This window comes from Burkholderia pyrrocinia, from assembly GCF_001028665.1.
In the GTDB taxonomy this organism is placed as follows: domain Bacteria; phylum Pseudomonadota; class Gammaproteobacteria; order Burkholderiales; family Burkholderiaceae; genus Burkholderia; species Burkholderia pyrrocinia.
Map to the genome: position 1 here is coordinate 792,861 of NZ_CP011505.1, position 14,474 is coordinate 807,334.

General features: G+C 61.7%; 17 protein-coding genes. 9 read left to right on the forward strand and 8 right to left on the reverse strand.

The genetic code is table 11. The features are described from left to right. The first annotated feature begins 170 nt into the window (after positions 1-170). From ABD05_RS33600 to ABD05_RS33625, 6 genes are read left to right on the forward strand one after another with little or no spacing between them, the layout of a single operon-like run. Positions 171-1,319, forward strand: a complete 1,149-nt coding sequence (locus ABD05_RS33600) for a cytochrome c oxidase subunit II (protein WP_047904430.1) — start codon at positions 171-173, stop codon at positions 1,317-1,319. 24 nt (positions 1,320-1,343) lie between these two features. Then, positions 1,344-3,098 (forward strand): cytochrome c oxidase subunit I, encoded by a 1,755-nt coding sequence (ctaD, locus tag ABD05_RS33605; RefSeq protein WP_047904431.1) that lies wholly within the window; start codon positions 1,344-1,346, stop codon positions 3,096-3,098. Beyond that, the gene (locus tag ABD05_RS33610; RefSeq protein ID WP_047904432.1) at positions 3,095-3,706 is read left to right on the forward strand and encodes a cytochrome c oxidase subunit 3; all 612 of its coding nucleotides are present in this window, start codon (positions 3,095-3,097) and stop codon (positions 3,704-3,706) included. The genes ctaD and ABD05_RS33610 overlap by 4 nt, the downstream gene beginning before the upstream one ends. Continuing rightward, positions 3,703-4,410, forward strand: coding sequence for a heme-copper oxidase subunit III family protein (locus ABD05_RS33615; RefSeq protein WP_047904433.1), 708 nt, complete (start codon positions 3,703-3,705; stop codon positions 4,408-4,410). The genes ABD05_RS33610 and ABD05_RS33615 overlap by 4 nt, the downstream gene beginning before the upstream one ends. An 8-nt stretch (positions 4,411-4,418) precedes the next feature. After that, a complete protein-coding gene (locus ABD05_RS33620; RefSeq protein ID WP_034181991.1) occupies positions 4,419-4,760 on the forward strand; it encodes a cytochrome C oxidase subunit IV family protein in 342 nt (113 codons plus the stop codon). A gap of 56 nt (positions 4,761-4,816) precedes the next feature. Further along, positions 4,817-5,131 carry a high-potential iron-sulfur protein gene (locus ABD05_RS33625; protein ID WP_047904714.1) on the forward strand — a complete coding sequence of 105 codons (315 nt, stop codon included), beginning with the start codon at positions 4,817-4,819 and terminating at the stop codon, positions 5,129-5,131. A 141-nt stretch (positions 5,132-5,272) separates the two neighbouring features. Here ABD05_RS33625 and ABD05_RS33630 read toward each other — a convergent pair whose 3' ends face one another. From ABD05_RS33630 to ABD05_RS33640, 3 genes are all read right to left on the reverse strand, one after another. Beyond that, positions 5,273-5,461 (reverse strand): hypothetical protein, encoded by a 189-nt coding sequence (locus ABD05_RS33630; protein WP_047904715.1) that lies wholly within the window; start codon positions 5,459-5,461, stop codon positions 5,273-5,275. Positions 5,462-5,762: 301 nt separating this feature from the next. Then, positions 5,763-6,188, reverse strand: a complete 426-nt coding sequence (locus ABD05_RS33635) for a GlcG/HbpS family heme-binding protein (RefSeq protein WP_047904434.1) — start codon at positions 6,186-6,188, stop codon at positions 5,763-5,765. Positions 6,189-6,212: 24 nt separating this feature from the next. After that, entirely contained in the window at positions 6,213-7,226 is a 1,014-nt protein-coding gene (locus ABD05_RS33640) for a zinc-binding alcohol dehydrogenase family protein (protein ID WP_047904716.1), read from the reverse strand. A gap of 97 nt (positions 7,227-7,323) precedes the next feature. Between ABD05_RS33640 and ABD05_RS33645 the strand changes: the two genes are divergently transcribed. After that, positions 7,324-8,253, forward strand: a complete 930-nt coding sequence (locus tag ABD05_RS33645) for a LysR family transcriptional regulator (protein WP_047904435.1) — start codon at positions 7,324-7,326, stop codon at positions 8,251-8,253. A gap of 480 nt (positions 8,254-8,733) precedes the next feature. On the opposite strand, the gene ABD05_RS33650 is transcribed toward ABD05_RS33645, so the two are convergent. From ABD05_RS33650 to ABD05_RS33665, 4 genes are read right to left on the reverse strand one after another with little or no spacing between them, the layout of a single operon-like run. After that, entirely contained in the window at positions 8,734-9,117 is a 384-nt protein-coding gene (locus ABD05_RS33650) for a hypothetical protein (protein ID WP_047904717.1), read from the reverse strand. A gap of 41 nt (positions 9,118-9,158) precedes the next feature. Further along, the gene (locus tag ABD05_RS33655; protein ID WP_047904436.1) at positions 9,159-10,070 is read right to left on the reverse strand and encodes an oxidoreductase; all 912 of its coding nucleotides are present in this window, start codon (positions 10,068-10,070) and stop codon (positions 9,159-9,161) included. A 29-nt stretch (positions 10,071-10,099) separates the two neighbouring features. Then, positions 10,100-10,753, reverse strand: a complete 654-nt coding sequence (locus ABD05_RS33660; RefSeq protein ID WP_047904437.1) for an NAD(P)-dependent oxidoreductase — start codon at positions 10,751-10,753, stop codon at positions 10,100-10,102. Positions 10,754-10,757: 4 nt separating this feature from the next. Next, positions 10,758-11,375: an FMN-dependent NADH-azoreductase gene (locus ABD05_RS33665; RefSeq protein WP_047904438.1), complete on the reverse strand. Its 618-nt coding sequence runs from the start codon at positions 11,373-11,375 to the stop codon at positions 10,758-10,760. A 109-nt stretch (positions 11,376-11,484) separates the two neighbouring features. Here ABD05_RS33665 and ABD05_RS33670 point away from each other — a divergent pair, with 109 nt between their 5' ends. Further along, the gene (locus ABD05_RS33670; RefSeq protein ID WP_026051665.1) at positions 11,485-11,919 is read left to right on the forward strand and encodes a winged helix-turn-helix transcriptional regulator; all 435 of its coding nucleotides are present in this window, start codon (positions 11,485-11,487) and stop codon (positions 11,917-11,919) included. Positions 11,920-12,297: 378 nt separating this feature from the next. Here ABD05_RS33670 and ABD05_RS33675 read toward each other — a convergent pair whose 3' ends face one another. Continuing rightward, entirely contained in the window at positions 12,298-12,699 is a 402-nt protein-coding gene (locus ABD05_RS33675; protein WP_047904439.1) for a hypothetical protein, read from the reverse strand. 201 nt (positions 12,700-12,900) lie between these two features. Here ABD05_RS33675 and ABD05_RS37135 point away from each other — a divergent pair, with 201 nt between their 5' ends. Continuing rightward, positions 12,901-14,271, forward strand: coding sequence for an IS30 family transposase (locus ABD05_RS37135; protein WP_082146117.1), 1,371 nt, complete (start codon positions 12,901-12,903; stop codon positions 14,269-14,271). The last annotated feature ends 203 nt before the right edge of the window (positions 14,272-14,474 follow it).

The following is a 14,474-nucleotide window of genomic DNA, read 5'->3' on the forward strand; positions in this document are numbered from 1 at the left end:
TGCACGATGCGGAGGAGAGGACTACCTTTGCTTTAGAGCTTGTTTACAGCGCTTGGCGAATCGGTCCTGGCAGACTGCCGGCGAAAACAATACGTAGTACGAAAACGTGGCACAACGACGCCGGGAACGTTGTTGGCGGCTCCGACGAGTGACACGCAGCGAGGCGGCTAATGGCGCTTGCGATTGCCCTGACCCTGATCATCATATTGGCGGTGGGGTTTCACTTTGCCAGTCCCTGGTGGATCACGCCGATCGCGTCGAACTGGGTGCGCATGGACGACATGCTGACGATCACGCTCGTCATTACCGGCGCGCTCTTCATCGCGATCAATGTGTTCATCGTGATCGCACTGGTGCGCTACCGCCACCGCAGCGGGCATCGTGCGGCTTACGAGCCGCACAACCGGCGGCTGGAATGGTGGCTGATCGGCCTGACCTCGGTCGGCGTGGCCGCGTTGCTGGCACCGGGGCTCTTCGTCTACGCGGACTACGTCCGGCCGCCGCGCAACGTGCTGCAGATGGAGGTGCTCGGCCAGCAATGGCAATGGCGTTTCCGCTTTGCGGGCCCCGGCGGCAAGCTGGGCACGACGGACGTGCGCTACATCAGCAACGACAACCCGTTCGGCCTGAACCCCGGCGACCCCAACGGCCGTGACAACTACCTGATCGAGACGCCCGAGGTACACCTGCCGCTCAACCAGCCGATCCAGGTCCTGGCACGGTCGCGCGACGTACTGCACGATTTCTACGTCCCGCCGTTCCGTGCGCGCATGAACATGGTGCCCGGCATGGTGACCACCTTCTGGTTCACGCCGACCAAGGCCGGGCGTTACGACATCCTGTGCGCCCAGCTTTGCGGTATCGGGCACTCCGACATGCGCGGCGTGGTGGTGGTGGAAGACCAGGCATCGTTCTCGCGCTGGCTGGCGCAGCAGAGCACGTTCGCGCAGCGGCAGCAGGCCAAGGTGCAGGCTGCCGCCGCCGCGACCGGCGGCAGCGCGCAGGCGCTTGCCGACCAGGGCAAGACGCTCGCGGCGGCCAAGGGCTGCGTCGCCTGCCATACCGTGGACGGCAGTCCGCGCGTGGGCCCCACCTGGAAAGGCCTGTACGGCAAGACCGAAACGATGGCCGACGGCAGCACCGCGAAGGTGGACGAAGCCTATCTGCGCGCGTTCATCCGCGACCCGAAGGCCCGCGTCGTGAAGGGCTTCTCGCCCATCATGCCGACCTTCGACCTGAGCGAGCAGGAACTGACCGCGCTGGTGACCTACATCAAGTCGGTAGGCGGTCCGGCCGCCAGCAGCGCAACGAATCCCTAGCGAATCCCCGGCGGAGCAGACGCAATGTCCTACGCGCATACAGATCACGTCCCGCAAAGCTTCTGGACCCGCTATGTCTGGAGCCAGGACCACAAGGTCATCGCCGTGCAGTATTCGCTGACGGCGATCGCCATCGGCCTGGTCGGCCTCGTCTTGTCTGACCTGATGCGGTTGCAGCTCGGCTTTCCGGGCAAGTTCAGTTTCATCGACGCCACCCACTACTACCAGTTCGTCACCATGCACGGGATGATCATGGTGATCTACCTGCTGACGGCGCTGTTCCTGGGCGGCTTCGGCAACTACCTGATTCCGCTGATGCTGGGCGCGCGCGACATGGTGTTCCCGTTCCTCAACATGCTGAGCTTCTGGGTCTACCTGCTGGCCGTACTCGTGCTGACGGCGAGTTTCTTCGTGCCGGGCGGACCGACCGGCGCGGGCTGGACGCTGTATCCACCCCAGGCCATCCTGCCGGGCACGCCGGGCGTGGAATGGGGCATCGTGCTGATGCTCGTGTCGCTGGCGATCTTCATCGTCGCGGCAACGATGGGCGGCCTGAACTACGTCACCACCACGCTGCAGGCGCGCACCCGCGGCATGACGCTCATGCGCATGCCGCTCACGGTGTGGGGCATCTTCGTCGCGACCATCCTGGCGCTGCTGGCATTTCCGGCGCTGTTCGTGTCGGCCGTGATGATGCTGCTCGACAGGACGCTCGGCACCAGTTTCTTCATACCGGCCGTGGTGTCGATGGGGCAGACGCTCAAGCATGCCGGCGGCAGCCCGCTGCTGTTCCAGCACCTGTTCTGGTTCTTCGGGCATCCGGAGGTCTACATCGTCGCGCTGCCGGCCTTCGGCATCGTGTCGGACCTCATCAGCACGCACGCGCGCAAGAACATCTTCGGCTACAGGATGATGGTGTGGGCCATCATCATCATCGGTGTGCTGAGCTTCGTGGTCTGGGCGCACCACATGTTCATCGCCGGCATGAATCCGTACTTCGGCTTCTTCTTCGCCACCACCACGCTCATCATCGCCGTCCCGACCGCGCTCAAGGTCTACAACTGGGTGCTGACGCTGTGGCGCGGCGATATCCACCTGACCGTGCCGATGCTGTTTGCCATCGGCTTCGTCAGTACCTTCGTGCTGGGTGGGCTGACCGGGCTCTACCTCGGCAACGTGAGCGTGGACATTCCGCTGTCGAACACGTACTTCGTGGTCGCGCACTTCCATATGGTGATGGCCGTGTCGCCGATCCTGGTGGTGTTCGGCGGCATCTACCACTGGTATCCGAAGGTGACGGGCCGCATGCTCGACGACACGCTCGGGCGCGCGCACTTCTGGATCACCTTCGTCGGCACCTATGCGATCTACTTCCCGATGCACTATCTCGGCATCCTGGGCATGCCGCGGCGGTATTACGCGTATGAGGGCTACAGCTTCATTCCCCATTCGGCGCAGACGCTCAACACGTTCATCACCGTCGTTGCGCTGATCGTCGGGGTGGCGCAGTTGCTGTTCCTGTACAACCTCGCGTGGAGCCTCGTGCGCGGCAAGCGCGCCGACGGCAACCCGTGGCGGGCCACCACGCTGGAATGGCAAACGCCGCAAACGCCGCCCGTGCACGGCAACTGGGGCGCCGCGCCGCCCGTCGTCTACCGCTGGGCGTACGAATACAGCCCGCCGGGGCACGACGAAGACTTCGTCCCGCAAAACCAGCCGCCCGAGACGGCGCCTGAAACGGCCCATCCGACGCTTCAACCTGGCGAGGCACACGAATGACCACACTGCCACGACCGTTCGGTCCCGGTGCGCCACCGGTGTTGCCGAATGCGAACCGCATCGGCCTGATCGTCTTCATGGCGGTGGCGACGACCTTGTTTTCGCTGCTGTTGCTCGCGTACGGCATGCGCATGCGCGAGCCCGACTGGCAGCCGATCCCGCATCCGGCGCTGCTGTGGTGGAACACCGGCGCGCTGGTGCTGGCAAGCCTTGCGATGCAGCGCGCCCGGCAGATGACCTTGCACCGCGCGGCGTGGCTGGTGTCCGGCGGCGTGCTGGCGGCCGTGTTCGTGATCGGGCAATTGACCGCCTGGCGCATGCTGTCGGCGGCCGGGCAGACCGTCACCGTCAATCCTTCCAACAGCTTCCTCTACCTGCTCACCGGCCTGCACGGATTGCATGTGCTGGGCGGGCTGGTGGCCTGGGCCGTGACGATTGCGCTCCTGCAGCGCGCGGATCCGTTCCGGGCCCAGCGCGCCATCGCGCTGTGCGCGATCTACTGGCATTTCCTGCTGGCTGTCTGGCTCGTGCTGCTGGCGGCGATGTGGTGGATCACCCCCGAGATCGTCGCCGCCATCTGCGGGCCGCTGTATGGAGCCGCGCCATGACCTCGCCCACGCTCCCCACCGAATCCGCCGCCACCCCGCCCGCCGACGCCGGGCCTGAAGGCTGGCGTGGCATCGTCACCGACTGGTCGGCCGACCGCGAAGCCTTCAAGGTGCCGTGGGGCAAGGCGATGATGTGGATCTTCCTGCTGTCGGACACCTTCGTCTTCAGCAGCTTCCTGATCGGGTACATGACGGTGCGCATGTCGACCACGGCGCCGTGGCCCGACCCTTCCAAGGTGTTCGGGCTCACGGTAGGCGGCGTGGACGTGCCGTTGCTGCTGATCGCCATCATGACGTTCACGCTGATCACCAGCAGCGGCACCATGGCGATGGCCGTCAACTTCGGCTACCGGCGCAACGCAACGCGTGCCGCCGCACTGTTGCTGGCGACCGCGCTGCTGGGCGCGACCTTCGTGTCGATGCAGGCCTTCGAATGGACCAAGCTGATCGTCCATGAAGGGATCCGCCCGTGGGGCAACCCGCTGGGCGCGGCGCAGTTTGGCGCGTGCTTCTTCATGATCACCGGGTTCCACGGGTTTCACGTGACCTGCGGCGTGATCTACCTGCTGCTGATCGCGCGCAAGATCCTGCGGCCGGGGTTCACCGAGCACGGCAACTTCCAGATCGTCGAGATTGCCGGCTTGTACTGGCACTTCGTCGACCTGGTGTGGGTGTTCATCTTCGCGCTGTTCTATTTGTGGTGAGGCAGATCATGGACCACACCGATCCCGCCGATCGACCCGACGCCGCGCATGGCCAGCAGCATCCGATCGGCCTCTACCTGAAAATCTGGGGCCTGCTGTTCGTCCTCAGCACGTTGTCGTACATGGTGGATTACTTCCACGTGCAGGGCCTGCTGCGCTGGGTGCTGATCGTGGTGCTCATGATCGCCAAGGCCGGGCTGATCGTGTCGATTTTCATGCACATGATGTGGGAGCGGCTGGCGCTGGTATACGCGATCCTGATACCGCCCCTGTGCCTGCTGGTGCTCATGGTGCTGATGGCTGCCGAAGCGCATCACACATTCGGCATGCGGGAACTCTTCTTCCATTGATCCCTTCGCCGCCCTTTCCCCAGGCGACGAACGCTTCGCACATGCAGGAGGACGCGATGAAATTTTCACGTCGACGTTTTATTGCCGCCACCACCGTTCTGGCATCCGCGCTGGCATTCGGGCGCCGCGCGGCGGCCGCAGATGCCGGTGCCGTGCAGGAATCCGATGCAAACGCCCAGGCCCTCGGTTACAAGACGGATGCAAGCCGGGTCGACCATGCGAAGTTCCCGCAATTTCAGGCGGGCCAGGCTTGTGCGAACTGCCAGTTCTTCCAGGGCAAGACCGGCGTCGCGATGGCGCCGTGCACCATCTTCAGCGGCAAGCAGGTCAATGCAAAAGGCTGGTGCAGCGCCTATATGAAGAAGGCGTAGCAGGGACGGCGTGGCCGAGTTACGCGCGATGTAGCCTGTTCGCAGATGATTCCGGACGCAGCCAACCGGACAGCACATTGCATGGCGCGAGCAAAATTGCGAGCACCCTCCGTCACCGGGCGCCCGGCAACGAACTCCGCGTCAGCGGTCGGTGAGGTTGACGGCCACGATTTCGTATCCGGGGTCGGCGTTCTCGCTCGCCGCCTTTTTCGCTTCCTCATACGATAGAAAAGACATGGCGTCTTCAATCACCGGTGCCATGCCGATGTCGCCATCCTCACCGGTGCAGAGGAACTGCTTGCCCGTCTTCACGACATAGATGGTCGTCATGTCTCCCTCCATGGTTTTCATGGGGAACTTCCAGTCTAGCTGCCACGATTTCGTATGCAACCCCGGCAGTTGGATTGATCGGCCGTCGAGGCTGCGATGAACATCAGGCGACTGTGGAGGAGACGGCATTGGCAGATCCGGCTTTCGACGATTTGTCATCCTTCGTGATCGCGGTTACGCCAACGGTGATCCGGCCATCCTGGCCGGTCCCTCTCGAGCGACCAAAGAGCACGGGCGTGCTGGCGTGAACCGGAGTCGTTCCGCTGAGTGCAGTTGGGACAACTCCTCCAGCAGGCGAGGCTTACAGCGCTAGCCCTGCGCGACGCAGAGCCTCCTCAGCGGCCTCATGGTCTTGAACCGATGTTCCACCAGAAATACCGATGCCACCTACCAGACGCCCTTCATGGAAGATCGGTACGCCACCGCCGACCGGCATGAGCCGCGGATGGTTTGCCAGCGGGGCGACGGCAGGCTCGGCCATGTACTGGTTCCATTGGTGCGTGGCCATGCCGAACGACGCGGCGGTCCATGCCTTGTCGATGGCTACGTCAACGGTCAGGAACGGGGCGGAATCCGAGCGCTCGAACGCTCGCAGGTGGCCGCCTGCATCGGTAATGGCGATTGTCGCGGCGAACCCGCGTTCGGCGCACGCTCGGCGTGCTTCTGCCAGCAGTTCTTGCGCAGCTTCGAGGCTGATCGTGGCCGTGCCGATGATTGGCGATTGCATATTGATGCTCCTTCTCAAACGGGTTCAGTGGTTGGCAACGACGACCTTGCCGATCATGTTGCCGGCCTCGACCAGCGCATGCGCTTCGATGAGACTTGCGGCATTGATGCCGCCAATGCATCTGGTCACGGTGTGCTTGAGGCGGCCCTGATCAACCAGTTCCGCTGCGCGGCGCAGCAAGGCGTGCTGCCGTGCCATGGTGTCGGTGGTGAACATTGCGCGCGTGAACATCAGCTCCCAGTGAATCGAAATAGATTTCCCCTTAAATGGGCCGATGTCCAGTCCCACCGGGTCGTCGATCAGTGCAAATTGGCCTTCCGGACAAAGCACGGAGGCGATTTGACGCACATAGGCGGCGCTATTGCTCAACCCGGCAACGTGGGTGACGTGCTCGATACCGAGCGCGGCCAACTGGGGTGCCCAGGGTTGATGGTGATCGAGGACGTGATGCGCGCCATGAGCCAGCGTCCACTCGCGGGTTTCCGGCCGTGAGGCCGTGCCGATGACGGTCATGCCAGTCAGCTCGCGTGCCAGTTGGGTAAGAATCGAGCCGACGCCGCCCGCCGCTCCGATTACGAGCAGCACGTTGTTGTCGGTCGGGTCCGCTGCCTGAACATGCAGGCGGTCGAACAGCAGTTCCCACGCAGTGATTGTCGTCAGCGGCAACGACGCGGCTTCTGCGAAGTCCAGTGATGTCGGCATGGGGCCGACGATACGTTCGTCCACGGCGTGCAGTTCGCTGTTGCTGCCGGGCCGCGTGATGTCACCGGCGTACCAGACACGGTCGCCCGGCTTGAAGCGCGAGGCGAACGCACCGGTTGCGCGGACGATTCCCGCCGCGTCCCAGCCGGCGATACGCGCCGTCCCTTCTGGAATGTCGCCGCCGCGCCGGATTTTGGTGTCGACTGGGTTGACCGACACCGCTTTCACTTCCACCAGCAGATCGTGGTCGCGCAGTTCCGGCGTCGGCAACTCGATATCTCGCAGTGCCTCCGGGTGGGTGATGGGATGGTTCTGATAGAAGCCGATGCCTTTCATACACTTGCTCTCCAAGAGTGTTTGAGGTCATGTTATCTTTCGTCGAAACGCGGATAAATATCCTTCTAACCCAAACACTTTCGGCGTTTTAGTGAAAATGATTCGACTCGATGATGTGCAGATCTTCGTGCACACGGTGGACTACGGAAGCTTCTCGGAGGCGGCACGTCAGCTGAATATCGCGCCCGCACATGCGAGTGCGTCAGTGCAGCGGCTCGAAAGGGCGCTGGACACGCGTCTGTTCACCCGTTCGACGCGAAGCATGCAACTGTCGGAGGCTGGCGAGCGTTATCTGCCGCATGCGCGGGTCATGATTGGTGCGCTTGTGCAAGGCGAGCAGGCCCTGGCGAGCGGTCGGGGGGCGCTGTCCGGGCCGCTGCGGCTGTCCGCTCCGTCCGACTTCGGGCGAAACCTGCTGTTGCCGTGGCTGGATGAATTTCAGCACCAGCACCCAGGCTTGTCGCTGCACCTCAAAATGAGCGACCGCTCGGCCGACCTCATCCGCCAGCCGCTCGATGCTGTCGTGCGCTACGGGGCGCTACCTGATTCGTCTCTGCTAGCCATGAAGCTGGTCGACAACAACCGCCGGGCATTGTGTGCCGCGCCGTCATACGTCCAACGGCATGGCGCACCGGCCAAAGTCGAGGACTTGCGGCGACACAATTGTCTTCGGTACGTCTGGAGCGAGCAGCTACATGAACGCTGGCGCTTTACGCCGCCGGGCGGCGAGCGCACCGTGGCAGTCACCGGCAATCGCATCAGCGATGACGCCGATGCAGTTCGTCGCTGGGCAATAGCCGGGGAAGGCCTCGTCTACAAGTCGCGACTGGATCTCATCGACGATCTGAAGGCAGGACGACTGGTGGAGTTATTTCCGCCGGAGCATTGCGAGCCTTCGCCGCTGCACTTGATTTGTGCTCACCGTGCGCAATTGACGCCGGCGATCATCGAGTTGCATGCCTTCCTGAGCGAGCGCTGCTCGGCGTTGCTTGCCAGCCATCCGTCGGAACGCTCCCGTCCTGCGTAACGAAGTTCGGCCCTTCTTGCTCGGCTCGATGAAGCGACCGAAGGCACTGTTCACACGTGAGCCTGGCGCTTCTCGCAGCAGGGTGGATTGCCGTTGATTTCACGATTCCGGGTGGCTACATTTTCGCGACCAGGTGCCGCCTGTGTGCGTCGCTTCGCACAGTTGTAGCTGACGCTCGACGGTCCTTCGCCAACTTTGGTTGGACGACCGTTCCTGGCCGGCCTCCGACCGTCGGCGCTGCCGCTCCGGGCGGCCGGGTCTGCGCCCGGAGAAGGCGGGCACCGTCCCGTTGCTGCCGGTCGAGCCGTTGCAGTTCCAAGGATGGGTGTCAGAGCACAACGGTCACCCGTTCCGAAGATCCGAAAGCTTGTCCTCCCTTGGCGGATCGGTTGCAGCAACCGAGAGCCGGGCGCACCACGCGACTGACCTGACTCCAGCCCCGCACCCAGCACGACTTGAAACCCCAATGGTAAGCAATGCTCAGAGATCTCCGCGCACTTCACCGGTTCCCAGCGCGCTCCGCCGCTGGTTGACTTCCGCCCAAAGCTCATCGCTGTCGTCATTGCGCAGCAGGACCATCCAGTCCAGTTGATTGTCGGTCACGCCGAAGTATTCCAGGATTTCCCGGCGAACCGCATCGACGAACTGCGCGTATTCCGGGGTTGCCTGGGCCTGCGCGTGCAAGGCGTCGTATGCTGCATCGTCCGCGCCGCCGCCGTGCTCGTCGATGTAGCGCGAGATCCACTGGTCTCGTTCGCGGTCGTAATCGGCCTCGGCGCGCATCGCTTGCACAGCCGTGTAGAAATCCAATTGGGCAAACGCGGCAATCGCCGCCGTTGTCGCCTCGTCGAATGTAGTCGTCATTCCATCTCTCATGTTGGTCACGGCACATTATGATCTGCACGCTATGAATTTGAAGGTAGCTCGGCATCGATTCCGGTCAGTTGAACCGATACGTCCCACAGTCGTGTTGCGAGTTCTGGATTCCGCGCGTCCTGAGACGGAGTGCATTCACCAGAGGGACCTCGCAATTCGGAAGTTTTCGTCGGCCCGTAATAGCCGCCGGACTTTATTTGTCCGGTCGCCGCTTGCAATGCGCCCCACGCGCCCTGAGCCGGCGTGTTGAAAAACAGGCCGATCAATGACATTGCGATGTTGCCCCACCAGCTATCGCGCGCAAGGTTGGTTCCAGCAAGACCCGGGGGGCAGGCCAAAGCCGTAACCGCTATCCCCGCCGCCTGCAGTCGCCGATCCAGCTCAAAGACAAAAAGCAGATTCGCAAGCTTGCTGGCTGCATAGCGAGGCATCCACTTGTAACTCTTCTCCGCATTAAGATCGTCCCATTCGATCTTCGCGCTCTTGTGCAGACCGCTGCTCGTGACAACGATGCGCGACCCGGATGTTTCCGTGAGCCTGGGCAACATGAGCGCGGTGAACGCAAAGCAACCAAGATGATTGACGCCGAATGTCAGCTCGAAGCCTTGCACCGTGCGCTTCAGCTTCGGCCCTTGCACGCCCGCATTATTGATGAGCGCGTCGATGCGCGGTTCCTTTTCGGCCAGTTTTGCTGCGTTCCGCACGCTCGTCAGGTCTGCGAGATCAAGCGGCAGGAATGCGACATTCGCTTCAGGGGCCTTCAGACGAATCCGGCTAATAGCAGCTTCCGCCTTTGCCTCGTCGCGGCACGCGAGAAGCACCCTGGCTCGCCGTGCCGCCAGCGTACTCGCTATTTCAAGGCCTATGCCGGTGTTGGCGCCGGTGACGATAAAGGTCTTGCCCGATTGATCGGGTACATCAGCATTGGTGAATCCGCTCATGGCGTGAACCGTGTCGAGACGTTCTTGCGTCAATGGTTAGCGATGCCTGGCGCGGCACGCACGAACCTCCTGTCGGTCACTTGGTCGACCAGGAACTTCGCAACGTTGCCTCTGGAGAGCTTCGTGCTGAGTCTGGTTTTTCCATACCAACCCACATCCACGCGGCGATCGGCGGGACCATCCTTTAGATTCGGAATGCGTACCAGTGTCCAGTCCAGGTCCGAATTGACGATCAATTCGCCAGTCGCCTTGATGTCCTCATACCCCTTGCGCGCGATAACCTTGAACAACAGCGCGACCGCATGGGTTTTGAAGGCAAAGCCATCCTTGGGATCACGATAGGCAGCCGTAGAAATCTGGATAAGACGGCGCACGCCCGCGTGCTTCATCGCGGCGATGATGTTGGTCAAGCCGCGCATGATCGGCTTATCGCCCTGCACCTTGAGACTGTTGGGACCAAGGGCGCTAATGACCGCATCGGCACCCTGGACGCACTTCGCAATGGCACGCTGGTCTTTGAGGTCGCCGACAACGATTTCTACCCTTGCCGCGAACGGCGCGAGTTTCTTTGCGTCGCGCGTATAGACCGACAGTTTGTAGCCCTGCGTCAAGGCTTCCTCGATGATGTGCCTTCCGGTCGGCCCGGTCGCACCGAACAGCGCGATGGTTCTTTTCCCGGCCATGAGGTCACGCAGCCTTCGCCAACAAGGCTTTGATGGCCGTTTCGGTGTTGGCGATTGCGGCCTTCACCGCATCGGGGCCGAAAACCGTGCCTTCGACACGCACCACCTCAACGTCGGTCAGGCCGATGAAACCAAGCAGATGCAGCAGATAGTTAGTCTGAAAGTCGAACGGTGCCCAGGCACCTTCCGAGAACACGCCGCCGGTAGCGGTAACGAGATAGACCTTCTTGCCGGTCAGCAGCCCCTTCGGCCCAGTATCGCCGTAGCCGAAGGTGACGCGCGGCCAGGTGACGTGATCGAACCAAGCCTTGAGCTGCGAGGGCAGACCGAAGTTGATCATGCCCGAACCGAGCACGATCACATCGGCGACCTTCAACTCATCGACCAACTCTTGCGCGACCTTCACCGCCTCGACCTGTTCCGGTGTGCGATCTTCGGGTGCCGTGATCCGGCCCTGGATGTAGGCCGGCGTGATGTGCGGCGGCGGATTCGCGGCAAGGTCGCGCACGGTCAGCGGACCGCCCGAGCGGGCCTGGATACCATCGGCGATTTCGGTGGCAAAGCGGGTGGAAAGGCTGTCGGCCCCGCGCGGGCTGGAAGTGATAAGTAGGGTGTGGCTCACGGCGGCTCCAAGGTATAAAAAGAGAACTAAGTAAGGTATCGACTCTTACTTACCAATTCATACAAAGGATGGTATGGTTCCTGCGGTTTCCCCACAAGAAGGCACACGCATGTCACTCAGTCACCCCGAGCTACCTGCCGATATGCCTGCACCTGACGCTGGCGGCTGCCTGGCAACCCGTGAAATCCTGGATCGCATCGGCGACAAGTGGAGCCTCTACATTGTCGCTATGCTGGCCAATGGCCCGCGGCGCTTCAACGAATTGAAGCGCGGCATCGACGGCATTTCCCAGCGGATGCTGACACTCACCTTGCGCGGACTGGAACGCGACGGACTGATAACGCGAACGATGTATCCAACGATTCCTCCTCGCGTCGATTACGAACTCACTGACATGGGAAGAACGCTGTTGAAGCCTGTCATGGCGTTGGTCAACTGGGCGAGCGAGAATCAAGTCGCCATTGCCGAGGCGCATAAACGTTTTGACGAGGCGCCGGAGCCAGATCTGGTCTCGATTCAGGGCGTTGTCTACCAGCGTCGATAGACGGGTCCAGACCGTAGGCTTGTGCCAATACAGCGGCGAAATCCAAATGCCGGCTCCCGTTGGGACCTGTTCCAACGCGGATCTTTCGTGGGCTGAGAAGGCGCTGCATTTTCCGATCTATCCAACCATGAGTCGGCCACGACCAATCGGAAAAGTCGCATAGCCTGCTTGGGTGTCCGCTCCCTGAGCCAAACGGGACGCCTCAACGTCTCGCCGTTGACGCAAACCAATGACGCTTCATGGCCGCGCCCTGACGCCGGGGCATGTCCCGGTATCGAGCTCCCGTTGCCCATGCGCAGCCTCCCGATCATCAAGCGTAGCCACACCGGGGAGCCTCTTCCCGTTCGACCCGGCGGGTTCGGAAAGTCAGCGGACAAGCTATCCGAAAACCCGAGCCCATACCGCCCGAAGGCGTCGCGCGCGGTCTTCGAAGAGATATGAGGCCGCCAGCGTCAAGAGACCTGAAATTGCCCCCGTCACGATGTGCTCGACATAGGGGATACGGTAGTGACTCGTGTGCGAGTAGGCGTCGCCCAACGTTGTCAGGACGCCAACGACCAGCGCATTGCCGTATCGATGCGCGAAGAGTTTCGCCGCAGGCGTAAAAGTCAAAAGTACAGCCAGGAGTCCGGTAAGCAGACCTGTATGAAATGCAATAGTCCAGTGGGCAAGGCTCATGATATTGCCCCAGCTCCCCGGCATGCAGGTCATGCACGCACTGGTCGGCTGCCAGAAACGCTGGATAAACAGTCTGACGCGGTGCTTCCACTCGGTTGACATGATGCATTCCCATCAATGCCGTCGTCACGGCCGACGCCATCACACGTATCGTTGAAGCAGTTTCCAAACCCTTTGACGAGCTTGCCGCCCTCGTCACGGATGGGTTGGCGGTGCGCCGTAGAGGCCGAGCAATCACTTGGACATGGGGGAATACGGCGGATTCAACTGGTCGTCGCAACATCTCCAGATTGGAGCTGTTGAATGGGACGACCACTGGGATGGGGCTCGGAACAAACGGGAAGGCCCGTCATGCGATCACCTGGCAGACCGGGTGTCAATCAACTCGATTCGAAGCGAGCATTCTGGAAGTGCATTGCACAAGGTATGGAGACCGAGGCCGCAGCGCTGGCGTGTAACGTATCGCAACCGTTGGGGCCGCGATGGTTTCGTGAAGCGGGCGGCATGGCACCGATCGACCTGGCGCCACACTCTGGGCGCTATCTGTCATTTTCGGAGCGCGAAGAGATCGCGCTGCTGTGGGCGCAGGATTGCAGTGTTCGTGAGATTTCGCGAAGGCTGCAACGGTCGCCGTCAACGATTTCACGCGAGCTACGCCGTAACGCAGCGACCCGCGGTGGTACTCTGGTGTATCGGGCAACGGTTGCCCAATGGAAAGCTGAACGCGCGGCCGAGCGTCCGAAGGCTTCGAAACTGGCAGAGAACGACCAGTTGAGGACATATGTGCAGGATCGCCTGGCTGGAACGGTCACTGACTTTCGGGGCAAGCCGATTCCCGGACCTAACGTTCCGTGGAAAGGACGAAGACAAGGACGTCGTGCGGACCGTCGCTGGGGCACTTGCTGGAGTCCGGAGCAAATCAGTCGGCGAATTCAGATTGACTATCCCGATGATCAATCTATGCGGATCTCCCACGAAGCCATCTATCAGGCACTCTACATTCAAGGCCGGGGCGCTTTGCGACGAGCGCTTACTGCTTGCCTGCGTTCGGGCCGTGCACTTCGCGTGCCGCGGGCCAGGACGCAACAGCGCGGAAAGCACTTCGTCACTCCGGAGGTTATGATCAGTGAACGCCCTGCAGAAATTGCTGATCGTGCTGTTCCAGGGCATTGGGAAGGCGACCTGATCATTGGCCTTAACCGCTCGGCGATTGGCACTCTGGTTGAGCGCACCACCCGGTTCACGATGCTGCTGCATCTTCCTCCAATGGAGGGCCATGGAGTCGGGGTGCGCGCCAAGAACGGGCCAGCGCTGGCAGGTCACGGGGCAGAGGCTGTTCGCAACGCTATCGCGACAAAGATCGCGCTACTACCCGAGCATTTGCGCCGATCACTGACATGGGATCAAGGCGCAGAGATGGCCCAGCATGTACAGCTACGAATCGACACGGCTCTGGAAATCTACTTCTGTGATCCCCAGAGTCCATGGCAACGCGGGACGAATGAAAACACGAACGGCCTACTGCGACAGTACTTTCCGAAAGGCACAGACATGAGTCGATATACCGAGCGTGAACTCGACGCGGTCGCGAACACACTGAACTGTCGACCACGTAAAACGCTCGGATGGAAGACGCCAGCGGAAGCATTCCACGAACTGTTATCCGAAACATAACGATGAGTGTTGCGACGACTCCTTGAACCTAAGTACTACTCCACGATCAGACCGCCGCTGTCTCGCCCGAGACCGGAATTCAACGCTTGCGTCTAGCGGTGCGGTCCCGTCCATGACGGGCATCGAACGATGCGCTTCCGAGCGGTAAAGCAGTCGTTCGCGGGCGCCCGTCAGGTGCAATTCGAGAACGGTTCACCAGCTTC